This is a genomic window from Micromonospora sp. WMMA1998, assembly GCF_027497375.1.
Taxonomy (GTDB): domain Bacteria; phylum Actinomycetota; class Actinomycetes; order Mycobacteriales; family Micromonosporaceae; genus Micromonospora; species Micromonospora sediminicola.
Map to the genome: position 1 here is coordinate 4,761,610 of NZ_CP114911.1, position 22,605 is coordinate 4,784,214.

The 22,605-nt window shown below is 66.7% G+C and carries 21 protein-coding genes, 1 tRNA gene and 1 pseudogene; 4 read left to right on the forward strand and 19 right to left on the reverse strand.

Features of this window, described 5'->3' with window-relative positions:
- Position 1 precedes the first annotated feature (1 nt).
- Positions 2-1,939 carry a DNA cytosine methyltransferase gene (locus O7600_RS21985; protein WP_281590203.1) on the forward strand — a complete coding sequence of 646 codons (1,938 nt, stop codon included), beginning with the start codon at positions 2-4 and terminating at the stop codon, positions 1,937-1,939.
- Between the two features lie 10 nt (positions 1,940-1,949).
- Here the strand turns inward: O7600_RS21985 and O7600_RS21990 are convergent, their stop codons facing one another.
- The 6 genes and pseudogenes from O7600_RS21990 to O7600_RS22015 form a co-directional block, all read right to left on the reverse strand.
- A complete protein-coding gene (locus O7600_RS21990) occupies positions 1,950-2,402 on the reverse strand; it encodes a very short patch repair endonuclease (RefSeq protein ID WP_281590205.1) in 453 nt (150 codons plus the stop codon).
- 178 nt (positions 2,403-2,580) lie between these two features.
- Complete coding sequence (locus O7600_RS21995; protein ID WP_281590207.1) at positions 2,581-4,590, reverse strand: AIPR family protein; 2,010 nt, start codon at positions 4,588-4,590, stop codon at positions 2,581-2,583.
- Positions 4,583-5,593: a PD-(D/E)XK motif protein gene (locus O7600_RS22000; protein ID WP_281590209.1), complete on the reverse strand. Its 1,011-nt coding sequence runs from the start codon at positions 5,591-5,593 to the stop codon at positions 4,583-4,585. The genes O7600_RS21995 and O7600_RS22000 overlap by 8 nt, the downstream gene beginning before the upstream one ends.
- Complete coding sequence (locus O7600_RS22005) at positions 5,590-8,373, reverse strand: Z1 domain-containing protein (RefSeq protein WP_281590211.1); 2,784 nt, start codon at positions 8,371-8,373, stop codon at positions 5,590-5,592. The genes O7600_RS22000 and O7600_RS22005 overlap by 4 nt, the downstream gene beginning before the upstream one ends.
- 58 nt (positions 8,374-8,431) lie before the next feature.
- Positions 8,432-9,907: an ATP-binding protein gene (locus O7600_RS22010; protein ID WP_281590213.1), complete on the reverse strand. Its 1,476-nt coding sequence runs from the start codon at positions 9,905-9,907 to the stop codon at positions 8,432-8,434.
- 571 nt (positions 9,908-10,478) lie between these two features.
- Positions 10,479-10,916 (reverse strand): annotated as a pseudogene (locus O7600_RS22015) (IS5 family transposase); the annotation flags it as partial.
- Positions 10,917-11,162: 246 nt separating this feature from the next.
- On the opposite strand from O7600_RS22015, the gene O7600_RS22020 reads away from it, so the two are divergent.
- Positions 11,163-11,235: transfer RNA gene (locus tag O7600_RS22020), tRNA-Arg, on the forward strand.
- 187 nt (positions 11,236-11,422) lie between these two features.
- Here the strand turns inward: O7600_RS22020 and O7600_RS22025 are convergent.
- The 13 genes from O7600_RS22025 to O7600_RS22085 form a co-directional block, all read right to left on the reverse strand.
- Positions 11,423-12,835 carry a tyrosine-type recombinase/integrase gene (locus tag O7600_RS22025; protein WP_281590216.1) on the reverse strand — a complete coding sequence of 471 codons (1,413 nt, stop codon included), beginning with the start codon at positions 12,833-12,835 and terminating at the stop codon, positions 11,423-11,425.
- On the reverse strand, positions 12,832-13,020 hold the full coding sequence (locus tag O7600_RS22030; protein ID WP_030504500.1) for a helix-turn-helix domain-containing protein: 189 nt from the start codon (positions 13,018-13,020) through the stop codon (positions 12,832-12,834). Before O7600_RS22030 ends, O7600_RS22025 begins: the two co-directional genes overlap by 4 nt.
- Positions 13,021-13,045: 25 nt before the next feature.
- Positions 13,046-14,842, reverse strand: a complete 1,797-nt coding sequence (locus tag O7600_RS22035; RefSeq protein ID WP_281590220.1) for a replication initiator — start codon at positions 14,840-14,842, stop codon at positions 13,046-13,048.
- Entirely contained in the window at positions 14,842-15,108 is a 267-nt protein-coding gene (locus O7600_RS22040) for a hypothetical protein (protein WP_281590222.1), read from the reverse strand. Before O7600_RS22040 ends, O7600_RS22035 begins: the two co-directional genes overlap by 1 nt.
- Positions 15,105-15,941, reverse strand: a complete 837-nt coding sequence (locus O7600_RS22045) for a DUF2637 domain-containing protein (RefSeq protein ID WP_281590224.1) — start codon at positions 15,939-15,941, stop codon at positions 15,105-15,107. Before O7600_RS22045 ends, O7600_RS22040 begins: the two co-directional genes overlap by 4 nt.
- On the reverse strand, positions 15,928-16,224 hold the full coding sequence (locus O7600_RS22050; protein WP_281590226.1) for a hypothetical protein: 297 nt from the start codon (positions 16,222-16,224) through the stop codon (positions 15,928-15,930). Before O7600_RS22050 ends, O7600_RS22045 begins: the two co-directional genes overlap by 14 nt.
- A 70-nt stretch (positions 16,225-16,294) precedes the next feature.
- Complete coding sequence (locus O7600_RS22055) at positions 16,295-16,699, reverse strand: RRQRL motif-containing zinc-binding protein (protein ID WP_281590228.1); 405 nt, start codon at positions 16,697-16,699, stop codon at positions 16,295-16,297.
- On the reverse strand, positions 16,696-16,995 hold the full coding sequence (locus O7600_RS22060) for a hypothetical protein (protein ID WP_281590230.1): 300 nt from the start codon (positions 16,993-16,995) through the stop codon (positions 16,696-16,698). Before O7600_RS22060 ends, O7600_RS22055 begins: the two co-directional genes overlap by 4 nt.
- Positions 16,995-17,390: a hypothetical protein gene (locus O7600_RS22065; protein WP_281594234.1), complete on the reverse strand. Its 396-nt coding sequence runs from the start codon at positions 17,388-17,390 to the stop codon at positions 16,995-16,997. Before O7600_RS22065 ends, O7600_RS22060 begins: the two co-directional genes overlap by 1 nt.
- A gap of 85 nt (positions 17,391-17,475) precedes the next feature.
- Positions 17,476-17,685, reverse strand: coding sequence for a hypothetical protein (locus tag O7600_RS22070; protein WP_151010795.1), 210 nt, complete (start codon positions 17,683-17,685; stop codon positions 17,476-17,478).
- A complete protein-coding gene (locus O7600_RS22075; RefSeq protein ID WP_281590235.1) occupies positions 17,682-18,557 on the reverse strand; it encodes an FtsK/SpoIIIE domain-containing protein in 876 nt (291 codons plus the stop codon). The genes O7600_RS22070 and O7600_RS22075 overlap by 4 nt, the downstream gene beginning before the upstream one ends.
- 84 nt (positions 18,558-18,641) lie before the next feature.
- Positions 18,642-19,529: a hypothetical protein gene (locus tag O7600_RS22080; protein WP_281594235.1), complete on the reverse strand. Its 888-nt coding sequence runs from the start codon at positions 19,527-19,529 to the stop codon at positions 18,642-18,644.
- A 298-nt stretch (positions 19,530-19,827) separates the two neighbouring features.
- On the reverse strand, positions 19,828-20,145 hold the full coding sequence (locus tag O7600_RS22085) for a hypothetical protein (protein WP_151010791.1): 318 nt from the start codon (positions 20,143-20,145) through the stop codon (positions 19,828-19,830).
- 125 nt (positions 20,146-20,270) lie between these two features.
- Here O7600_RS22085 and O7600_RS22090 point away from each other — a divergent pair, with 125 nt between their 5' ends.
- Together O7600_RS22090 and O7600_RS22095 are read left to right on the forward strand one after the other, a co-directional pair.
- Positions 20,271-21,071, forward strand: a complete 801-nt coding sequence (locus tag O7600_RS22090; protein ID WP_281590238.1) for a GntR family transcriptional regulator — start codon at positions 20,271-20,273, stop codon at positions 21,069-21,071.
- Between the two features lie 9 nt (positions 21,072-21,080).
- Positions 21,081-21,728, forward strand: a complete 648-nt coding sequence (locus tag O7600_RS22095) for a 2'-5' RNA ligase family protein (protein WP_281590240.1) — start codon at positions 21,081-21,083, stop codon at positions 21,726-21,728.
- Positions 21,729-22,605: the final 877 nt, after the last annotated feature.

Consider the following 22,605-nt stretch of genomic DNA (forward strand, 5'->3'; position numbering starts at 1 on the left):
TGTGAAAAAGGGGCACTACGGCGTACCTCTTCAACGCAGTGACTACCTCAAGCTGGATCCGAACGAGAACAGCTGCACGCTGGAGGGGTTCCAGGACTGGCTGGAAGGCTTCGGCAAGGGCAAGAGGCTGGCTGTGGATCTCTTCTCTGGCGCCGGCGGCCTCAGCTCCGGCATCGAGCGGGCGGGATGGACCACAGCAGCAGCGGTGGACTTCGACGAGCGTGCGCTGGAAACCCACCGGGCGAACTTCCCGGGGCTCAGCCTGAAGATGGATCTCGGTGACCCCGCCGAGCGCGACAGGCTTGAAGGTATCCTCAGGCCCGCCAAGATCGATCTCGTTGCGGGAGGGCCTCCCTGCCAGCCGTTCAGCAGGGCGGGGCGCAACAAGATCCGCGACCTCGTCAAGAACCATGGCCGCGACCCGGAGGACCGCAGGAAGGAGCTGTGGAGCGCGTACCTTGACATGGTCAAGCGGATCAGCCCGCGCGTGGTCCTCATGGAGAACGTCCCCGACATGGGGCTCCACGACGACTTCTTCGTCATTCGGACGATCGAGGAGGAGTTGGAGGAGCTCGGCTACGCAACGCAGGTACGGCTCGTTGACGCGTGGCATTACGGCGTTCCTCAGCATCGGAAGCGTCTCATCCTTCTGGCGAGGAGGGATGTCGACGACTTCACGTGGCGGAAGCCCGACGCTGTGCGTACCAGCCTGCACGAGGCCATCGGCGACCTGCCCGAGCTGGAGGTCGTTCCGACGGAACAGGTCGGAGACCGGGAGCTGAAGTACCGGAAGCCTCGAGCCCCGTCTGCTTTCGCCGAGAAAATGCGCCAAAAGGCACCTGAGGGGGTCGTCTGGGACCATATGACCCGGAGAGTCCGGGTCGACGACCACCGGATCTTCGAGGTCATGGAGCCCGACACCAAGTACTCGGATCTCCAGGAGAAGCTGGCAGAGGAGGAGAGGGAGTACCAGCGCTACAGCGCGGAGAAGTACACGGACAAGTACAAGAAGCTGGCCTGGGACGAGCTCAGTCGTACCATCACCGCCCATATCGCCAAGGACGGCTACTGGTACATCCACCCGCAGCAACTTCGGACGCTCACCGTGCGGGAGGCGGCACGTGTTCAGACGTTCCCGGACCATTTCCGGTTTGCCGGTACCCGGAGTGACGCCTTCCGCCAAATCGGGAACGCCGTGCCTCCTCTGCTGGGCGAGGCCGCAGCGGAGGTGCTGAGGCCTCGTGACGACGCCACTGCCATGCCTGCCGGACTTCGGCCCCATTGGCGTCAGGTCAGGAGGGGTCTCACGGACTGGGCGAGGCAGAGGTTGGTCGGCGGGGACTGGTATCAGTTCCCCGGCGAGAAGCCCGTACCGCTTCATGCCGCCGTGGTGGCCATGGTCTCGGGCGCGAAGGCCAAGCCAGCCGTGATGGCGGAGTTCATGACGATCGTCAGGTCGTCGAAGACGCTCACCGCAGCCCTGTTCAGGAGGCTCGTTGACGCGGCGCCCTCGGTATCGGTCCAGGCCCGCGTGAACCGTTTGGCTCCGCTGGTGGACAGGTCCTATGACTGGCAGTGGAAGAAGCGGTTCGACGTACCCGCCAAGCTGACCATGAAGCCAGCCGAGGCTGCTCTCTACCGGCTGCTGATCGGAGAGGACCTTATGCTGGTAGGCCAGAGCACGTTGAGGGTCGCGGCTCGGGTGAACGGTATCGAGCCGGATCACGCCAACCGCCTCAGCGAGGGCCGCGTCAACCTGGTGAAGCTCGTGGGCGCGGGCGAGGACGCACCTCTACGCATGGCCGCGATACGGTTGATCGGTATGCACCTCTGCAGGGAAGACCAACCCGTGTGTTCGGAGTGTCCACTCATCGCTCACTGTGCCAGCCGGAAGAAACGGCCCGGAGACCTGCTGACTCTATCCTTCGGTCAGGAGTAGCCGGTCGGCGTCACTCCGCGCCGTTCGAGCCCGCGGTCTTGGCGATTCGCTGTGCGGCTCCCGCAACATCACGTCGGATCTCGCACTCCCAGATCCGAAGCACGGTCCATCCAGCAGCCGTTGCTTGCTCGGTGTTGCGCGTGTCCCGTTCTCTGTTGGTTTTGATCTTTTCTCGCCAGAGTGCCGCGTTAGGGCCTCGGAACTCCCCGGGGGTGTGGTCGGGGCAGCCGTGCCAGAAGCATCCGTCGACGAACACCGCGACGTGGTACTTGGGAAGTACAAAGTCCGCCTTGCATCGCGGCGTCACTTTCCTTTGCAGGCGGAACCTGAGACCGAGCCGGTGCACCGCGGTCCTGAGAGCGACCTCGGGCTTGGTATCCCTTACCCGCCGACCACGAAGGTGTTCCCCTTCCGCAGTGGTTACCCACTGTTGTCGCCCTATTGTCCCGCCACCTCCGGCCATGATCACACCCCCGGCCCGTGAACGTCATCCGAGTGCGAGAGTGCCACACTCTTCCCGCGGTTCGAAACCCACCCGAACCCGTCGCCCTGATGCGGAAGCGAGGAGGCCTGGCAAGTGCCGACGACAGCAAGTTGGCGGGCGTTGGTGGGCGCGTGACGAGCATGCCCAACGCGGGGCCTTACTTGCCAGGGTTGAATCCCAACCGTAGCGCCTCATTGCGAGCATGCAGTGCCTGAACGGCATGCGTCTCGGGAACCTCTTCTTCCAACTCGAGTCGCCTCCCCACGAACTGGGTCAACTGTCGCTGCCAGGGTTCGAGGCTGCGAGTCTCCTTGGCCCAACGTTCGATCGCGTACCACTCGTCGACCGAGATGAGAGCCACCTCTTCACGCCCTCCCTCTTCGTCACCGGCACCGCCAGCGAGCGCCGCATCGTCAAGTGCGTGATCCAACAACTCCACCGCCAGATCTCGGGGAGTCCTCCAGGGCACCCTGGACACGGCGTCCCAGCACGCTGCCTTCTTGGCCCACTCGCCGACGTGGTTTCCCTCGTCCGGATTGAGGACCGTCCCCATGACGCGGGGGCACAGGTCGTGGAGCGCAGCCTCCAGTGCGACCGAGATGCCCTGTTCTCGCCAGATTCGATCAAGGTCGACGCGGCGGTCGGTCGCCAGCGAGAGGCGAGCGACGGTATACGTGGTCACCAGGCTCTTGTGGCTGCCTGCCCGGTGGATGCTGGCAATCCGATCCACCGCCTTGAACAAGATGGCTATGGCGATCACTCTCTGGCAGTACTGGATGTCGACGCGTGGCGGCAGCCTGTCCACGTTGAGCATGAACTCGACGAAGTTTTTTTGTGCTCCTCGGCTCACGTGGTAGGGCAGTTGGTTCCATGAGTGAACGAACTTGGCGAGATCCGCCTTGGTGAACTTCTGCTTTGTGGGGTTCAGCTTCTTGAACTGCCGTTGCCTTGCTGGGGTGCGGGCCTTGGCCAGTTCGTCCGTGTACTGGCCTCGCGCACGCTCATAGAACCAGTGGGTCTCCTGGCCGCTGCCGTCGACCGCTGGGGCCCACAGGGATCGGGTAACCCGCTGCATGTCCACGTGGTAGTCGTGGTTGGAGCTGAAGTCGACCTGGGTCACCCGGTTCTGCGTGTTGGAGTACTCCGAGATTTTCGGAACAATCTCCGCGAGTCGCTGGGGCGCCACCTCCGTCAGCTTCATCTGTACTCGGACATGAGACAGGTCTGCCTTATCGCGGCTCAGGGCGTGATGAAGCGAGGCTGTCGTCTGGCCTCCGTTCACGATCTGGAGGCCGCGCACCGCGGCGATGTGGCTGGGCTCGCCGTCCGGGCCCGTTACGAACTCGACCTGTGAAGCGGTCGCGGTGATGCCGTTGTTGTAGGCGAGGAACCGTCCCGGTGCGTTCAGCAAGGTTTCCCGGATGCCCCGGTTGACGGCACCGCGGGTCTGGAGGAAGGAGCGAACGTTGAGTTCGAGGAGCCGGGTACCGTATTCGGCGTACAGTTCGGCGAGCATCTGACCGGGTAGGACTGCTAGGACCACTGAGTGGTCCTCCTCCGAACTTGGCGCGGAGACGCACGGCAGTGGAGGCTTGAAGGGCACAACTATGGGCTCGCCGAGAGCGCCCGACGTTGCGTGGCGGTGCAGTCGCGCCAGGTCCCACACCTCGTGGGTCACCGGCAGGCCGTCGAGCTCCGAGACTGGAACCTCGTTTGCGGTGCAGGCCCTGTTGCTGAGCAGGAAGAGTCTGATCCGACGCACCTCGGAGAGGGCCTTCTCGACCGCCTCGCACATGTCGTACACGTCGAACGACTCGTCGATATGCTGCTGCAGCCCGTCCCGGCAGCGCTGCACGAACACGAGAAGCCGTCGGAAGGACGTCAGAGTCTGGGCCTTCGTGAGCTTGGTCTCCAGGGGTTCCAGCTGGAAGTCCGTGATGAACAGGTCCAGGGACTCACCTGAGTCGCTGATACCGTATCCGTGAACCTCGTGGCCGTGCATCTTGTGGTAGGCGGTAAAGGTGTTGGACACGACGCCGGCCTGCTCCAAGTCCTCGAGAACACGGCGCGTGAACGCCTCAGGAGTGGTGGTCCCCTCAGCGTCAGCGGTCGCTTGAGTGTCAGCGACGACACCCCGCGCGAACTCGGTCAGGTCGAGTTCAGCCACGGGGTCCTCCGATCAGCTCCTTCACCGCATCGGGTGTGGTGCGGTAGGCGTCAAGACCCGAGGTGCTCACGTGGTACGTGCAGTTGCCGACGCCCTCTGGCAGATTCGACTCGACCAGTCTGGGGAAGCCCTCGCGTACATGCCAGAACCGCAGCTCTCGAAGGGTGTACCGGGGCTCTTCGTAGAGGTCAGAACGCCCGGGTAGGTAGCCGACCTGAATGAGCAGGGCGTCGAATCTCGCCCGGGCTGCGGGGCTCGTAAGCCGCTCTCGAATACTGCCGACCCTTTTGTTCAGGCTCTCTCCCGATCCGCCGCGTCGCTCGTCGAGGCTGGCGAGCGCCAAGAACAGCGCAGGCGTACCGGTTCCGTCCAGCTGCCTCTCACTGGCGATCCGTACGCTCGTCGGCCGTCTCGCGACGCTGGCCTTGGTCTCGATTGCGAGCTCAGGCAGTTGGAAGTCTTGGTTAGTTCCCGTGGGACCGGTCCACGCTCCGACCGCATCGGACTGGTTCAGGGAGGTCAGCAAAACATCCCCGAGAACCAGAAGCTCGCCGTAAAGCCCACGCCGTGCCTCGGCGCTCAGCCCGTCCTTGCTTACCGCACGTAGCAGTTCCTGCCACCTCTCGAACCTGTTCACGGCGGCTGCCAAAGCCTCCGCCGCCACGCTCGCGACCCTGGCGGTCTCGGCAACGTCGGTGACGAGCGGGCTGAACACCTCACGGAGCCCGTCCGCCGTCAGGATCACCTGCAGTTCGTACTCGGTCCGCGACACCGCGCTCAGGCTCATCTCGATCCCGGCCGCTGTGGGGAGACGACCGACCGACCGCACGATCGCGTCGACGGAACGCGCGTCCGCTCTGAACACCAGCATGCGCTGTCGGCCAGGGTGAGATACGGAGAGGAAGATGTCGAGGGGGGCATCCGGATGCAGACGGAGGCGGGACCGTCCCGGGACACTTTGTGGGCTTTCCAGTTCCCGCCACTCGTTCTCGGTGACGGTCACGCCTCGTCCTCCTCGGCGATGGTGTAGATGTCCTCTTGGAGCCAGACGGTATTGGCGATGTACTCGGTCTTCGACTGGTACTCGGAGTGCGGGAAGCTCACCTGGAAGCCGACAAGAACAAGAGGTGGTGTCGTCGGCTCCCCGTCGTCAGCCTGCGAGACCTTGATGGGGTAGATCAGTAGGAGTCCCTGGTCGGTCCGCCGCTGCCGTCGGATGTGCGGGCCCGCCGGCGTTTTCGGGACCGACGGCTTCTCCTTCTCCTCTGCGGCTCTTCTTGCGGCGTCGGATGCTGCAGCCCGCTGCGCGTCGTCGAGATCGATAAGCTCGTCTGGCGGGCTGAGCACTCGGCGAATCGTGTACCTGCCCTCTGCCCTGAAGCCGGGATTGAGAGGCTTGCGGGTCACGAGGCCGACGGTGTGCCCGGCGATGGGCAGTGGAGTGGCTTTCGGCGTCGTGTTACTGACCAGGCACACCGTCCAGTTGCTCAGCTCGCCCACCTTGGCGCACTGCTCCACGTACCTGGCAATGAGTCCCGGACGTACCCGCTGAGCCATGCGGTCAGGCTCGTAGGAGGTGAGGAACTCGGTAACGACGCCAGGGGGCACTCGTTGCCACCGCACATTACCCGCCTGGGGACCGGGTACAGACTCCGCGACAGCGTCCAGCCGGCGAACAAGGGCTTCGAGGGCCTTGAAGTTCTTCTCAACGGCTTTGTCCGCAAATTTGAAGATCACCGTCTCGGGTCCCTCCCCCGAGTAGCTTAGGAGGATCTTCGTCCCCTGCCGCATCTTGTTGGCCGCAGTCACGGTTAGTCCTAGCGAGGAGGACCGAACCTTCAGCCCAAACTCCCTCGGGGTGAGTCTGAGCGCCGCCATCTCCTCGACCTCCCTGCGAAGTTCGTCGGTCGCAGCCGTGACCTCCGCGTAGGCCGCCTGAAGCGCGGGCGTGGTGTAAAGACGGCACATGTCCTCATAGCCGGGCCGGTACCCGAACCACCGACCCATCTGCAAGAGCGTGTCGTATGTCTTCGAAACACGCAGGTAGTAGCTGACGGTCAGGCCGTCCAGGGTGAGGCCACGGGAAAGCTTCTGTCCCCCGATGGCGATCACGGACAGGCCATTCCGCCGGTTCTCGTAGTAGTCGAGTGCATCCTTGGACGCCCCGTTCACGGTCTTGACCTGGATCTTCCTGAGGGCGGGTAGGAGCTGTTCCGATACCTGCTCCCAGGTGAGGCGTTGGGCCTCATCGGCCGGGAAACAGGCTGTGGTGGCAACAAAGTCCTGCTCCCAGAGAGCCCTGAGTTCGGCTCGAATCGCAGGCCCTTTCCCGTACCGATCACGGAGTGTTTCCACGATGAGCCGTAGGTGATCGTCGACCTGGTCGCGTACCAGGGTCTGCACGGCGGTGAACCGGGTGACGTGCACCAGCATCGAGTTGTGGACCTTCGTCTGGCCCCGCGCCCGGCGAGCCGCGCAGGCGAGCACAAACGAGGAAATCGCGTCGCAAAGGGACTGCGGGAGTCTGTCGCCGGGGCTGTCACCGGACCTGTGCTTGGTCGGGAGCCACGTGTCGGTGTCGCTCACGTGCCGCACGAGCGGGAGCGGCTCCACATCGTCCTCGTCCTCGTCGTCGACCTGCAGACCGAAGACGCGCTCAGGACCCAGGTAGTTCGATGGGGACGGAAGAGTGCGGATAAAGCTGTACGGGAAGAGATCCTCCCCGACGGTGTGGTGGTCGACGTCTGGGTCGATGTAAATGTTGGCGAACGGAGTAGCCGTGTATCCGACGTACGCAACCTTGTCGAAGCTCTTCATGAGCCTACGGATCGCGTCGTTAGTCTTTGTCGGGTCTGCCTCGGGGTCACGGGCCGTGTTGATCGAGGCGTTGTCGGCCTCGTCGTCGATGACGAACAGGGGGAGGTCCTTCACCACCTTGTCGCCGTATTCGCCTTCGGTCCCGTGGACGTCCGTCACCCACTTGCGCAGGTACTCGAGAATCTTGTAGTGCTTCTTGACGACGAGGACGACGGGGAAGCTGCCAAGGGGGAAGTTGATGGCCTTGGCCGTAGCAAGGCCGAAGTCGCCCTTCTCAGCGCTGCTTGTCGGTGACGCGATATCAAGCTTCTTCGCGAGGGGCATGGCGCCCGCGCCGATCGCGCGAGAGCGGCCCTCCTCGTTGGACCTGCTCTGGTGCTGGGTGTCGAAGCCCAGAAGTCCCTCGTCGATCCGTAGCTGTGTCTGGCTCCGGAGATCGTTGTGGATGCCGGCAAGGACCACGATAAACCGGTATCCCGCGTCCACAGCCTTCGCGGCAAGCCCGATGTACTGGCCGGTCTTGCCCGACTGCACCTGGCCGATCACCAGACCCTGCCGACGCCAACGGCCAGGCCGACGCGGATCCTCGATCTGACTAAGCACCTCGTCGGAACTCTGGTCAAGCCGCCTAACGACCCATGGCGGAAGGTTCGAGACGTCCTCGAGGTACCGCCGGTAACGCTCCCAGAAGTCCCAGGCTCGGTCGTTTTTCGCCTCGGGCAGCCAGGGTTCGTGCCCCTTGGGATCGACAAGCGCCATGGACCGCTCCTGGAAAACGGCGGTCATTGCCTCTATCTCCTTGGCCAACTGGTCCCGGTCAAGGTTCTCACCCTGCGCGGCGAGCATTCCAAAAATCGCGTTGACCGCAGTCTGCACCTCCTCCGGCTTCGGCTGACGGTTCTGAGGCAGAAATCCGAGAACCAGGCGCGTGGCCTTGGCCATAGGCTCGTCGACAGGGGCACTCACGTGGCAACCTCCAGCGGAACGTAAGGAGCAGGAACGGCCGCCCACAACGGGTCAGGGCTCATCTATTCCAGAAGCCCTGCAGCTGGTCGAAAGGGGGCATAGTGCGCAACCTCTCGCGCGCGGCGGCGGGCGAGCGTCCGCCCGTAACGAGCGACTCGTAGATGCGCTGTGCTACCTCGGTCGCCGCCTCGCCAGCAGGCCCTGGTCCGCCGAACGGCTCCGGATCGTCGCTGGTGTCCGTCTCGTGCATCACGCGCAGGGCAGCGACGGGCACCGTCTCCTCCAGCAGTCGAACCAACGCGCGTACATCCTCGGTGTTGCTGCCACCAGGTCTCAGCGCGGCCTGGACCAGTGGATGGCTGCGGTTGATCCGACAGGTGACCCTGCCGTCCGATCGGCGCACGTTCCAAGCGTAAGAAAGAGGATCACCATGAGTACGCGCAGCGACCTGTCCACGGTGTCGCAACACGTCCGCTGCCGACGCCCGGGCCTGCCTCGCGATGCGGTTGAGGTGCTGCCGTAGAGCGACGGGCGGGACGACGCTGGACTTCCTCACGTCGACGCTCCACTCGGCGTCTGTTCCTGCTGGGATGTCGACGGCAATACGCGCGAGGTTGTACTTCTCCTCGCGGCGCATGCCCCTGTGCCCCAACCAGTCGCCCGCCAGAATGAGCCGATTGCGGCGGTAGACGTAGAAACCCTGCTGGTCGAGCCACCCCTGCGGTCCGGCAGCTGCCTCATACTCCTCCGGCGTGAGCCGGTGGGCGCTGGGGAGGATGAAAGCCTCGACCCGTGTGGAACCGCCCGCGAGAGGCAGGTTCTCAGTGGGGAGCCGCTGTACCGAGGGGTGGTTGCTCATGAACGGATCCCAGGGTTCCACCGCGCTCCCGGACACTCGCAGGTTCCGGCGATGACTCCCAGTGAGGAAACGGGCAAAGACCATTGCGAGATGCGACTCCGTCCGGGCTGCCTCGGCATAGAACTGCCTCTGGGTGCGCTCGTCGTCCTCCCTCACGTCATCGACGTGGTAACCGTTGAGCCGACGCCAGAGCACGATCGTGCCGTGGTCAGTGGCACTCCGGAGTCTGTCCAGCACGGTGGTGGTGTCGACATCCGCCCCGTGGAGCAGCCGCCATTCGCCAGTCTCCTCGACGACGTCGAGATCCCAGGTCCGTATGTGCCAGTCACCTGCCGTGGCGGTGGCCACGGAGAGCTGCCGCGACTGCGAGAACGAGGCCGACTTCAGGCCCACTCCGAAACGGCCCAAGTCAGTGGAGGCGCGTGACGTCGCAGGCCCACGAGCCGCTACGGTCATCGCCGTTACGAGCTCCTGGATGCTCATACCCCTGCCGTCGTCGACGACCGCGATCCACGAGTCTCGCCCCGCCCAGGTGAACTCGACGTCGATGTTACGAGCATCCGCCGAGACGCTGTTGTCGATGAGATCCGCGACAGCCGCCGGCAGCGAGTACCCCAGGGAGCTGAGCGAAGCAACCATGCCCGCGGGTTCGGGGGCCGCGATGTCGTACGTCATAGACCGAAACAGCCTGCTTCCCTGACAGGGTCCCTGCTCGGTGTGCGGCTTTCCCGGATACAGCGGACCATGCAAGGGGGCACCGCAAAGGGCGGGTGATGCCTCAGCATCGTCGGCCTACGCACGCGCACTCTCCTCACCGAGCCGATGGTAATAGAGACAAGGGCGCCTGGCGCTCTCCAAACCGGAGCGACCTTCATATCGAGAGGTCCTTTGAGGGCTTAAGTCCGATCCGGACGGCGCCTTCTGCACGCCTATGCGCCACGCACGCAGACAGCCAAGACTGCTCCGGCTATGACGTATGCCCGAACGGTAGTCGCCGCTCGTCTGGATTGCGGGCACGCCGCAGCTGCACCGCAGCGTTCGGGATGGCGAGGAGGTAGGGCAGCACCGCGCCGAGTAGCACGGCCGTCCGGCCGACAGTCCCGAGGGCGAGGCCGAGTAGCCCGGCAAGGCGGACATCCCCCATTCCCAGCCCGCCGCCGATCACCGCGAGCAGCAGGTACGAGCCGGCCATCAGCACGCCCGCGGCGAGGGACTTGCCCAGCGCCTAGGCCGTGTCTTCAAAGGTTCACAACCATTGGAGTAGTGCGGCGATGGTGACGGTGGCTTGGTACGAGGTTGCTGTCTTGTCGTAGCGGGTGGCGACGCTGCGGGACTGCTTGAGCCGGTTGAAGCAGCGCTCGACGACGTTGCGCCGTTTGTAGAGCTGCTTGTCAAAGGCCGGTGGCCGGCCTCCGCGGCTGCCTCGTCGACGGCGGTTGGCCTGCTGGTCAGCGCGTTCAGGGATCGTGTGCCCGATGCCACGTCGACGCAGGTCGGCCCGGATGGCCTTGGAGCTGTAGCCCTTGTCGGCGATGACGTGGTCCGGACGGACCCGGGGCCGGCCGGTTCCTACCCGCTCGACCCGGATGGCGGCCATGACGTGGGCGAAGCGGGTGCAGTCGTTGACGTTGCCGCCAGAGAGCACGAAGGCCAGGGTTCGGCCCAGGCCGTCGCAGGCGAGATGGAATACATGGTCTGAACTTTGCTGATCTTCGATGATGTGCGCGACGTGTGCTCTCCAGCCGGTGCCAACCGGGGTGAACCGGTGCCAACGCGGGTCACCCCGGGCGACCGGCGGTCGCAAACCCGGGTTCGTGTGCTCGGCGTGTGCTCCTGGGCTGCGACAACGGCGGTCCGGGGAACGTGGGTGAACCCGTGCCACTCCCTGCCACCCCAGGTGAACCCCCAGGTCGCTAGACTAGGCGCTCGCGCCCCCGTAGCTCAGGGGATAGAGCATCGGTTTCCTAAACCGTGTGTCGCAGGTTCGAATCCTGCCGGGGGCACCTCGATACACAGGAGAAACGCCATCTGAGCTGGCAATACACACGCTGTTCAATTAGAACAGGTGTGCAACCGTAGGTCACCGGAAGCCGCCGTTTGTCGCGGGTCGCGGAACAGACGCGGAATGACCTTGAAGTCGTCTTCCCAGGTCAGCCGACATAGCCGGGGCAAGATCCGGAACGACGACCATCATACGGGCCACGCAACGCCGGTCAGAGCCTCAGAGATCCGGTCGTTGACGGTGGCCTCCGCGCCGTCAATGCACGTGGCGTAGACCTTCAGCAGCACGTCAACGGAGTGTCCGGCCCGGTCGGCTACCTCGGTCGCCGGCACACCAGCGTTAAGCCACAGCGACACGGCGGCGTGCCGCAGGTCGTACGGGCGACCAGCGAGCGGAGAGTCAACTTGGCGCGGCGTCAACGCCAGCCGACGCGCCTCATCCCAGACGCGCGAGTACGTCGAGGCCGCAACGACGTTGCCGCGCTCGCTGTGGAACAGCCGGCCGTCCTTGGCGGCCCCGAACCGCTCGATGTGTGCGCGCAGGATCGCCACGAGCGCGGGCGGGATCGGCACGCTGCGCGGCTCATCCTCGGCTCGATGCTTCAGCCCTCGATCGTCGTGAACCTCGCCGCTGTCGGTCCATCGCTTGCCCGCCTGGGGGCGACTCTTGGCCAGCGTCAGCCGACCCCATCCCTTCTCGGGTAGGTCGCAGTCCTGCTCACGCAGTGCCAACGCCTCTGCCGGACGGAGCGCGGCGAAGTACAGGCAGGCGAAGAACGCCACCAGGCGCTCGCCACGCTTGGCCTTCCGCCCCCGCTGACCGACGTACGTGACAGCGATCAGCAGTTCCATCGCCTGGCGCTGGTTGACGACCACCCGGCGATCGACGACCTCGGCAATCTTCTTCCGCTGCGACCGCACCCGAAGCTTGTCGATCGGGTTGAACTCCAACTCTTCCAGCTCGACCGCGTACTGAAGCGCGTTGTAGAACACCGACCGCTTTCGACGCGCGGTGGTCGCTGCGGCCGGCTTGCCGTCGAGCTTCACCACCAGGACGTCAAGCGCATTCCGAACGGTCCCCGCCTCCCGGAGATCAGGCAGCGGCAGGGAAGCGTGGCGCAACCAGCGCACCGCGTCGGCGATGTCCGGCGGCATGTCCAGGCCACGAGCTGGTGGCGGCAACACGTAGTTACGCAGCGCTTGGCGAAGTAGCTCGACCGGCGGCCGTCCGGGAGCGTCCTTGACGAGCGCCGCTGTGACGGCGGCAAGCGCCTCCGTCATGCTGTCGCGGGTTTTGGCCGCAGCGCCCGCCCACTTCATGTCGACGTACTTGCTGACGAACTCCAACCAGCTTGTGGCCGCTGGCGTTTCCGTCATCGAGTCCGGTAGCCCGGTGTCGATGTCGAAAGCCTCTCCCTGGTTGGCTGCCTGCATCAGGTCGGAGCGGAAGCGATCGGCCAAGGCCCGCGTGACGAACGTGCGCGATTTCTCGCGGCCCGCCACCACCCATCGGACGGTGTAGGACCGCTTAGCCTTCTTGGACCCGGCAGCACCGGCGGCGTTGGCTTTGATCGCCCAGATACGGACGCGGCGAGACTTCACGCCGCCACCTCGCGCCGCTGCTCCAGCCAGATCCGGAGGTCTTTCCTCGAAATCCGAAGCTCCCCGTTGGGAAGCCGGATGCAAGCGGGGGCGATGCCGAGTTCACGCCACCGGTAGAACGTCCGGCGCGAGACGTTGTTGAGCGCGGCGAGCACCTCCGGCACGGTCATCAGGTCGTCATCCACGGTCAGGGTCCTTCCTCCTGTCGAATCAAGCGGCGACCGGCGTGGTACCAGCCGGGGTGGTGCCGAGTTCGTGGGCGAGTTCTTCTCGGCCGGTGGTTCGTCGCTCGCGGGCCATGGCGGCGGCGGTGTTGGCGAGGAGCGCGTCGCCGGTGGTGTGCCAGCCGACTCCGGCGAAGGTGAGGGTGCCGACGGTGAGCGTGGTTTCCTCGGCGAGCGGGTCGGCGGGTGGTCCGCCGGCGGTGGGGTGCTCGTGGTCCTGGTGCTCGTGGCGACGGAACTGCACGCGGGTGTCGCGCAGGAGTTGGAAGGTGACGGAGTAGCGGCGGGCTTTGGTGAGGAAGTGGCCGCCGTAGCCGAGCATGTGCGCCCACCGCCGCAGCCGGGTGTATGGGCTGTCGCTGGCCGGTTTCGGCGTTTCGGCGTCAAGGGCGGCTTGACGGTCGGCGACGCAGACGGGGCAGGCTGCGTAGCGGGTGTGGGTGCCGCAGTCGGGGCATTCCCAACGCGGGACGAAGCCGGGGCGTGGCCGGGTTTCGCGGGGCCGCTCGGACAGAGGGACGGGGGTGCCGGTGGGTCGGCCGATGCGCCAGCAGGCGTCGATGAGGCGGGCGGTGTGGTCGCCGTCGGGGTCGGCGTAGTCCCCGATGGTGTCGGCGGTCAGGCGGGTGGACGTGTGCCCGGTGGCCTCGGTGCTCTTGGTGGCGTACTTGGCAAGGTAGCCGGCGACGAGGCTGTCCGTGACCTCCCCCGTGCCGTCGGTGGTGATGGGTTCCAGGTCGAGTTGTTCGCCCCAGGCGATGGGCCAGCCATCGGGTCGGTCTGGGTGGGCTGGGGTGTGGAAGGTGACTTGCCGGGCGGCGTGCCGGAGCGCGTCGACGAGGTCGTCGACGGTGAAGTCGGCCGGCGGGGGGACGATGGCGTCGAGGTCGTCGGGTTCGACGCCGTCGAGGCGGGCGATGGCGTGGAAGTGCACTGCTCCGCGTGCTTGGAGTTCGGCGACTTTGCCGGGGGAGAGGCGGACCGGGGGCAGGTTGCGGAGCTTGCCGGAGGGGGTGCGGATCTCGACGCGGGGGACGCCGCGGCGGTGGGCGAGCTGCGCGAGCCAGCGTTCCGCGGCTTGTTTGGTGCGGTGCCACAGCTTGCCGGAGAAGATGTTCCAGACGACTTGGTGGGCGTGGTCGTAGCAGTCCAGGCACAGGGGGCGGCCGATGGCGGTGTCGCCCTGTTCGTGGCGGGCCCAGCAGACGGCGGGCCGGCTATGGGCGCACAGGCCGGCGGCCGGGTCATCGGCGCGGCGGGCGTGGCAGGGCTCGGCGCGGCAGTCGCAGCGGCGGCGGTTGCGGCAGGTGTGCCGCTTGACCACCCGGGCGTGCACGATGCCGAACGATGGTGCGGTGAAGGTCGCGAACACCGCCGGATGCGACGCGACGCTGTCCGGGACGCCTTTGCCGCCGACGAGGCCGGCGCGCAGGAGTTGGAAGGCGTCGCGCTGGTAGGTCTGCGCGCAGGCGGGGCAGACCCTTGACCGGCGGTTGCCGCACGCCTTGTAGATGGCGGCGTCGGGCATGGCGTCGGTGTGCCGGGAGTCGAGGATTCGGCCGGTGGCGGGTTCGACGGTGTGGAGGCTGCCGGCGAGGCGGATGGGGCGGGTGCAGCCGGCGGCGGCGCGGACGTGTTCGATCCAGCCGAAGTAGTCGGGCTGGGTCGCGCGTTGGAAGGCGGAGCCGGCGGCGGTGTAGCCGTAGATGGTGGCGGTGGTGTCGGCGTTCGAGCCCACCCCCCGGGCCGAAGCGCGGGGGGTGAGGTCCAGCGTCGACGCCATCAGGCAGCCTCGGTGTCGAGGTGCCGGGTGGTGATGGTGTGTTGGGTGACGATGATCCGGCAGGCTCCGCACTGGCGGTCGGCCGGTTCGTGCCGGTAGCAGGGAACGAGGGCGGTGGTGTCGCCGCAGCGGATGGTGACCGGGGTCCGGCAGGGACCGCCGGGGATGACGTCGATGACGGTCCGGCGGGTGTCGAAGATGTGCGGCACGGTGTAGGCCGGGCAGGTGTGGGTGACGTACTCGATGTCGACGACGTAGATGGTCATCGGGCACCACCGGCGACGGGGGTGCCGTTGACGGCCGTGCTGTGGCCGTTGATGGAGTGCAGCAGTTCCCGGGCGATCGCCGGGGTGACGGTGAGCAGGGCGGCGAGTTCGTCGGCGGTGATGGGTCGGCCGTTGGTCTGCTCGTGCTGGCGGATGGCGAAGCGGGCGGTGGGCACCAGGTGCGCGGGGACCTCGGGCCGGGCGGCCGGCATCGGGGTGAGCGCGGGTGCCTCGATGACAGCCGGCGCGGTGGCCGGCGGGGTGTCGACGACGGCGGTGGTGTCGACGGGCGGCGCGGTGGTGTCCGGCGTGACAGCCGGCGGTTCGGTCGGCTGCTCGGGGGTGGCCGTCAGGTTGCGGGCGGCGGTGAGCAGGGCGGCGGCTTCGGCTTCGATGGCGGCGAAGTCGGGGCGGATGCGTCCGGCGACGAGTTCCACGCCGATGACGAGGACGACGACCAGGGCGAAGACCAGGCGTAGGCCGAGGCTGCCGGGGGAGGCGAAGTTGATGGTGGCCGACAGCATGGCGGCGCAGGCGAACACGATCAGTGCTCCGCGCTTGGCGTCGCGGGCGATGCCGGAGGTGCGGACGACGGTCAGCATCGACACCATCGCGGCGTCGAAGATGAGGGGCACGAGGTAGGCGAAGTAGCCGGCCTCTTCGGTCCACAGGTAGTGGGCTTGGTGCAGGTAGCTGGTCAGCAGCGCACCGAGCAGAACGAAGCGGTTGTAGCGCTTGATGGAGCCGATCGCCTTGAGCATGGCGGGTACGGCGTTGCGGGCGTACTCGGCGGCGAACTGGTGGGTGAAGGTGCTCGGGTCAGTGCTCGACATGGGGAGTCACCTCCGGTGCCGGGATGCTGTCGAGGGGGATGAGGTCGACCACGCCGGAGCAATGGGCGCACATGATCGGGGCCAGGCCCTGGGCGGCGAGCTGCTGCCGGAAGCAGGGCAGGCAGGTGAAGTCGGCCGGGAACAGTCCGTCGCCCTCGCACAGGGCGCAGGTCCCGAGGCAGACGGGGCAGGGCTTGTAGACCGGGCCGAGGATGTCGTGGATGCCGGCGGGCGAGCTGCCCTCGATGCACCACAGGCACGGGTCAGAAAGCTGGAAACTCATCGCACGCCTCCCATGTAGGCCATGGCGATGCCGATGAGCAGGACGACGGCAAACGTGATCAGGACAGCCATCAGTGGCCTCCGGTGCAGTCGAGGCAGGAGCCGGTACGGCGGGGGATGTAGTAGGGCTGCACGACGCCGCAGTGGCGGCAGGTGCGACGGGCGCGAAGCGCCTTGGCGATGGCCTCGCGCTGGGCCGGGGTGGCGGTGCGCTTGGGCGCGGCCAGGTCCAGGCGGTAGAGGTAGGCGACCCGGCGCTGTTTGCGGTGCCGCCAGTAGATCTGCGCGATCGGGTTCTGCCCGTTGGGGCGAAGGCCGGCGGCGCGGAGCTGCCGCACGGTGGCCAGCCCGTCCGGGGCGGCGTGGTAGGGGAAGGTGGGGAACCCGTAGCGGGTGCCGTGCGGGTCGTAGAACTCGACCCGGATGCCGGTGCGCTCGGTGAGCGTGTCCAGCTCAGGAGAGCGGAGGTCGGTCACGGCTTCTCACCGCCCCAGCGCTGTTGGGCGGCTTGCTTGGAGATGCCGAGCCGGGTTCCGATCTCGGACCAGGAGTAGCCGAAGGCGCGAAGGCCGATGACGGCTTCTCCGATGGCTTCGTCGATGTTGGTCGACAGGGCGACCAGGTCGCGGAGTGCTTCGACGTCGCCGGCGGCGACGCGGCGGCCGTGGGCGCGGATGATGCGCCGGGCGAACGCGGCGAACGCGTCGTTCTCGACGACCTCGCGGCGCTTTTGACGGGGGATGCGCGTCAAGGACGCCTTGACGGTGAACATCAGCGCTCGCCTCCCTGGTTGTAGAGGCGGTCCCAGCGGTCGGCGGCGGCGTTAAGGGCGTTGATGACGTCGGCGGCCGTGCGGCCGGGGCGATCGTTCCAGCCGAACAGATCAGTGGAGGAGTCCAGGAACAGGAAGTCGACGAGCGTCCACACGGCGGCGCGGTAGTCGCCGCGTTCCGGGAGGTCTGCGAGGAACGGCAGGTCGATGGCCTTGCCGTAGGCGGCCATGCCGATAGCGCCGGAGACGCAAGCGCGGGGGGTGAGGGCGTCGAAAACGACGGTGTAGTAGTCGCCCTGGGTCCAGCCGTGCCGACGCAGGTAGAGGGCAGCCATCCGCAGCAGGTCAGCCGGGGTGACCTCAACGTCGATGGGTGGTTTTTGGGTAGCCTTCATGGCAGCCACGTCCTTTCGGGGCTGTTGGTGGAGGTCGGCAGGACCAGCTCTGCTGCCAGGCGAAGTCCTGGTCCTGTCGGCCGTTTCAGGTGGTGCGCAGCCGCAGGTAGCGGCGTTGGCGGGTGTCGTCGCCGCCCATCGAGCGCGGGGCGGACAGGTAGACGAGTCGGCCGCTGGCCGAGGCGACCTGGACCATGGCGGCGATGTCCTCGGGACGCCCGACGATCCACAGTTCGGTGAACTGAGCGGCCCGCTGGTTGTTGGCACGCGCGTAGGCGTGCTCGCGGGTGGTCACGCCGCCTCCCTGAGGTCGACCCGGCTGAGGTCGGGGATCGCGGTGGGAAGGGGTTGTCGGCGGCGGGTCCAGGCGGCGTAGTCAGCGATGTTGTAAATGTCGGTGTCGGTGAGGTAGGCGGCCTTGATGCGGCGGGGAACGCCGCCTTCGGCCAGGAGGTAGGCCGCGCCCTGGTTGGTGGGGGCGATGTCGGAGGCGGTGTAGCCCTGCTCGGCCCAGCCCTGGCCGAGGATGATGTTCGAGCTGTTCAGCGAGGTGCACCGGAACGCGGCCCGGTAACCGAACAGGTCCCGCAGGCTGGCGGGGATGATGTCCCACGACGGCCGCTGCGTTGCGGCGACCACCGGCATGCCGCAGGCGCGGCCGAGGGAGACGAGGCCGCGCAGGAGGGTGGAGAACTCCTCCTGCTGCGCCTTGGTCCCCAGCACGGTGGAGAACATGGCGAGTTCGTCGATGACGGTGAGGATGACCGACATGCCGTCGCCTTCGGCGAGCTTGCGGCGCCGGTTGGCCAGCAGCCAGGTGTAGCGGTTGGTGGCCACGACCAGGAGGCGGCGCAGGACCTCGATGCCTTGGTCGATGTCGGGGCCGATGAACGCATCGGCCAGGTCGCGCCAGGGGCCGAGTTCGACGAGCTTGGCGTCGAACAGCACGAGGCGGGTGTTGTCGCACAGGACGCCGTGGCCGCAGATGTTGTTGACCAGGCCGGACTTTCCGCCGCCAGGCTCACCGGCGGCGAGCAGGTTGTGGTAGACGACGTCGAGATAGACGGGCTGGCCGAACTCGTCGATCCCGATGAACACCGGGTCGAACATCGACAGGCCAGCACCCACCGGCACCGCACCAGCGGTAGTGGGAGACGTGGTGGTCATGATTGCCCTCCCGGGGCGTTGTGGGCGCGGGAAGCCACACGAGCGAGCCGGTGATGGCTCCCCGCGTCCGAGGTGGGTTAGGGGTCAGATCCAGTCGGAGGTGTCGTCATCCGGCAGGGACGACGCCGAGGAAGCCGCGGGCTTGCTGCCGTTGGCAGTCGTGGCCGGCTTCTTCGCCGGCTTGCCCTGGGTCGGAAGGGTGATCGTCGGAGCGTCCACGTCCGGCAGGTCCAGGGCGGTGGGCACCGTCAGCGGCGACGCCGACACGGGCGCGTTGCGGTCGATGGCGTCGACCAGCGGGGAGCCCACCCGGGCGTTGAGCACCTCGCGGCGCTTGATGTCGAACCGCAGATAGGCGGCGTTGCTCTCCCCGGCCCGCTCGATGAGCACGGTGGAGGCGTGGCAGGTCACGGCGATCTTGTCGAGCCGCGATTCCAGGTCCTTGGCCGACAGGCCCGGGCGCAGGTACACCCAGACCCGCTCACCGACCGGCGTGGGACGAGCCCACAGGATCAGCGGCAGCGAGCCGGACTGGTTGGCGATGATGAACTGCGCGAAGCACACGCGCAGCCGGTGGCGCACCACCAGGCACCATCCCCACGCCTTGACCTGGCGGCGGACCGGGCCGATGCCGGCCGGAACGCCGACGACCAGGGCGACCACGATCAGGGTCACCACGGTCGGGGTGTGGTTGGCCAACTGCACCCAGCCGGTCAGCAGACCGGCACTCAGCAGGGTTTCCGGGGTCCACCACCACAGCAGCCGGATGACCGGCCAGATCCGCACGAGCAGCCACACGAGGCCGCCGATGGGAACGCCGATCAGGGCACCAACGAACAGGGCCACGATCGGGTGCCAGTAGGCGGCGGCTACCACGGCCGACAGGACGCCGACGATGACGGCGGTGAGGATGAACGCCATGCGGGCGTTACGCGCGGAGGAACGGTGAACCTTGGCCTCGATGACCGTCACCGTTCCGGTTGACTTGCCGCCGAAGCGGCGAGGGCTAGACTTGGACACGACGAGTCCTCCCAATGCCAGTTGGGTCGGATGAGTGGCGGCACCGGGGTCGGCAGACGTAGGAGTCAGTACCGACCCCGGGCCATTTCCTTGGGGTCGTCACCACTGCCAGGTGGCGACCGGACCGGGAGAAGTAGGAGTCAGGAACAACTCCCGGAACCGCATGGGTTGGAGTTCAGCGGACCGTCAGGCCGCTTGGCGCGGTGGCCACGGACACCAGTGGCACACACAGCACGACGTGCGAAGTGACCTACTTGGCCGCAGAACCGTTCTTCGGCTTCAGGGACACCGCCCGGAACGCGACGCCGTTACGCCCGTTGGTCGCCCAGGGGATGGCCTCCAACTGCTCGACCGCCAGGAAGTCGCCCACCTTCACGTTCGGCTTCTCACCCGCCGTGGTGATGGTGATGACCTCCCCGCCCGTCTCGTCGAGAACGAAGACCTGGGTGGACCACATCAGCCGGCCCGTGTTCTTCTCGGACTTCTGGTTGCCGTTCTGGTCGTTCTTCGGCTCCGGATCCTTCGACGCCGTCACCTGCTTGCTCGTGGTGTCCACGTACAGCTTCATGAGCGTGACCCCTTCCTAGGTCTGGTGCTCTAGTCCTCTAGAGGACTTGCTTGCATCGAAGGTAAGCCGACCAGGTGAGCGCGTCAAGTCCTCTAGAGGACTAGAATTGGTGGCAGGAGGTCAACATGACCAGTGACCTGGGAGCAAAGGCTCCCAAGTACCAGCGCATAGCCGATGAGCTGCGGCGCGACATCAAGAACGGCACGTACGAGCCAGGGGAGCGGCTGCCTGCCGAGGCCGCACTACTTGAGCGCTTCCGCGCTACCTTCCCCAGCCTCTCGCTTGAGACCTTGAGAAGTGCGATCCGTGTCCTGAGGGCCGAGGGAATCGTCGAGGCGCGCCAGGGGGTGGGCACCTTCGTCAGCGCCAACCGCCGACTGCAACGCCGGTCCCGTGACCGCTACGGGCGTGCCCGAACCGACGGCAAGCTACTCACGGCCCACCTACGCCACGAGATTCCGTTTGCGGGGCGTGGCCCGGTTCCCGAGCACATTGCCAAGGCGGCGGACATGGAGCCCGGCGAGGAAGTAGTCATCCGCCGACGCATCCTGTCGGAGTCGAAGACCGGCAAGCCTCAGGAGGTCGGCGCTAGCTACATCCCGGTGGGGATCGCCGGCAGCACCTTCCTTGAAGAGCCCACCGTGGTGCCTAAGGCGCTCTTCCTATGCGTAGAGGACTTGAGCGGCAAGAAGTACACCCGGGCTAGGGACCACTGGCAATGGCGGATGCCGACGTCGGCCGAGGCCGAGACACTCCAAATCTCGGCGGGGACCGGGGTTGTGCACGTCGTCCATGTCGCTCGCGCCCAGGACGACACGGTGCTCGAAGTGTCCGAATCGGTGTGGCCAGCAGACCGGATCGAAATCATCGATGAGTACGACGTCACCCAGCAGCCCGAAGACGCCGCCGGCCGCTCAGACATCTAGGGGAATGACATGTCCGATCTGGTCGAGCACGTCGACAACATGCAGGACCACTGGTGGTGGCGGCCGGGATGGCAGAAGGGTCGCCACTTCTACGCCTGCCACTTCACCATGAGTCAGCACGCCGAGCTGGTGGAGCTGGTGCAGCTCTACCAGCAGGCATTGGAACCGTTTCCTGGCCTTGACGCCATCCCAGCGACGTGGCTGCACCTGACCATGCAAGGCATCGGGTTCCTAGACGAACTGAGCGGCGACCAGGCCGTGAAGCTAGAGAAGGCGATCCGTAAGAGACTGGCCAAGCTTCCGACACCTGTCGTGACGTTCCATCGGCCAGTCGTTCGACCGGAGGCCGTCTACTTGCCGGCGTCGCCGCCGGAGCCCATCGGGGCCGTGCGGGACGCGGTCCGAGTCGCGATCGGAGACGTCCTCGGGCAAGACCACGTCGAGTTGGCGCCCGAGCACGTCCCGGCGTACCGGCCGCACGTGAGCGTTGCCTACTCCAACTCAGCGCAAGCGGCGGAGCCGATCGCGGAGGCGATCAGCGGAGTTGAAGCAGCCCCGGTCACGGTCTCGCTCAACCACGTGGGCCTACTTGAGTTCCACCGTGACAACCGCATGTACGAGTGGACCTCTGCCGTGCAGATCCCGATCGGGCACTGACGGCAGCCAGCCCGTAAGGACGAGGCCGGCCGGCTGCCGGCGATGATGCGCAAAGTTTCTGTACGTCTTCAAGGCGGCCCTGAACGGGCCGCACGCGCCGCCGCCTGGGCGCGCGTCCGTCGCTCCGCTGGCGCTCCGACTCCGGCCACGCAACACGCCCGGCGGCTGGCGCGGAAGCGGGAAGCCCAAGGGGGCCGCCGCAGAACGACAGGACGGTTGACCGGGTAGTGGTGGGCCGGCAGCCGGCCGGGCCGCGCGGCCACGAGCCCGCGCGGCGTGGGGGAGCGCACGTCGGCCGCGTCGGCGAGCTGGCGGCGGTCGCGGGGTTGCGGTTACTGCGCCTCCGGCGGGGGCGCTCGGGCTCCGAGATGGTTGCAACCCCGTCGGCGGGTTGCGGTCCGTGGGTGGTTGCGCAAGCCATCCCGCCTGCCCTCAACCCGGGCAAGCCGAGCAGACCACCGCCCGGCCCGCCAGCGTCCGACCGTGCGTCAAGGTCCGCTTGACATGGCGGGCCGGGCGGCAGCCCGCTCCCAGGGAGGCGGGTCGACGGCAGACGGGATGGCGACACGTTAGTCGGGGGCTACCACTGCACGACAATGCCGCCGAGGATGCCGGATGCCTACCAGCGCGGCGACAGCGGCAAGCGTGCCCACCAGCGAACTTCGGTGGTGCTGTTCGGCTCCGGTGTGCCGACACGCCCCGGCCTGCTGGCGACCTCCGGCCGGCATCGGCCGGGTTGGTCGGCTGTACTGGCGCAATCGGGATTTCGAGACCTGGACAATCGCATCGCTCACGGCCGAGCGCTGCACGATCCACGTGAGCGCGCAATCGAGGTTGGAAGCTCCTGGAGGGCTGTAACCCCGGTGCATGACCTGGA

Coding starts and splice junctions, on each gene's coding strand:
- O7600_RS21990 (WP_281590205.1), bottom strand. CDS start 2,402: ATGGCCGGAGGTGGCGGGACAATAGGGCGACAACAGTGGGTAACCACT.
- O7600_RS22050 (WP_281590226.1), bottom strand. CDS start 16,224: ATGAGTTTCCAGCTTTCTGACCCGTGCCTGTGGTGCATCGAGGGCAGC.
- O7600_RS22075 (WP_281590235.1), bottom strand. CDS start 18,557: ATGACCACCACGTCTCCCACTACCGCTGGTGCGGTGCCGGTGGGTGCT.
- O7600_RS22010 (WP_281590213.1), bottom strand. CDS start 9,907: ATGACGTACGACATCGCGGCCCCCGAACCCGCGGGCATGGTTGCTTCG.
- O7600_RS22045 (WP_281590224.1), bottom strand. CDS start 15,941: ATGTCGAGCACTGACCCGAGCACCTTCACCCACCAGTTCGCCGCCGAG.
- O7600_RS22035 (WP_281590220.1), bottom strand. CDS start 14,842: ATGGCGTCGACGCTGGACCTCACCCCCCGCGCTTCGGCCCGGGGGGTG.
- O7600_RS22040 (WP_281590222.1), bottom strand. CDS start 15,108: ATGACCATCTACGTCGTCGACATCGAGTACGTCACCCACACCTGCCCG.
- O7600_RS22065 (WP_281594234.1), bottom strand. CDS start 17,390: ATGAAGGCTACCCAAAAACCACCCATCGACGTTGAGGTCACCCCGGCT.
- O7600_RS22085 (WP_151010791.1), bottom strand. CDS start 20,145: ATGAAGCTGTACGTGGACACCACGAGCAAGCAGGTGACGGCGTCGAAG.
- O7600_RS22095 (WP_281590240.1), top strand. CDS start 21,081: ATGTCCGATCTGGTCGAGCACGTCGACAACATGCAGGACCACTGGTGG.
- O7600_RS22060 (WP_281590230.1), bottom strand. CDS start 16,995: ATGTTCACCGTCAAGGCGTCCTTGACGCGCATCCCCCGTCAAAAGCGC.
- O7600_RS22090 (WP_281590238.1), top strand. CDS start 20,271: ATGACCAGTGACCTGGGAGCAAAGGCTCCCAAGTACCAGCGCATAGCC.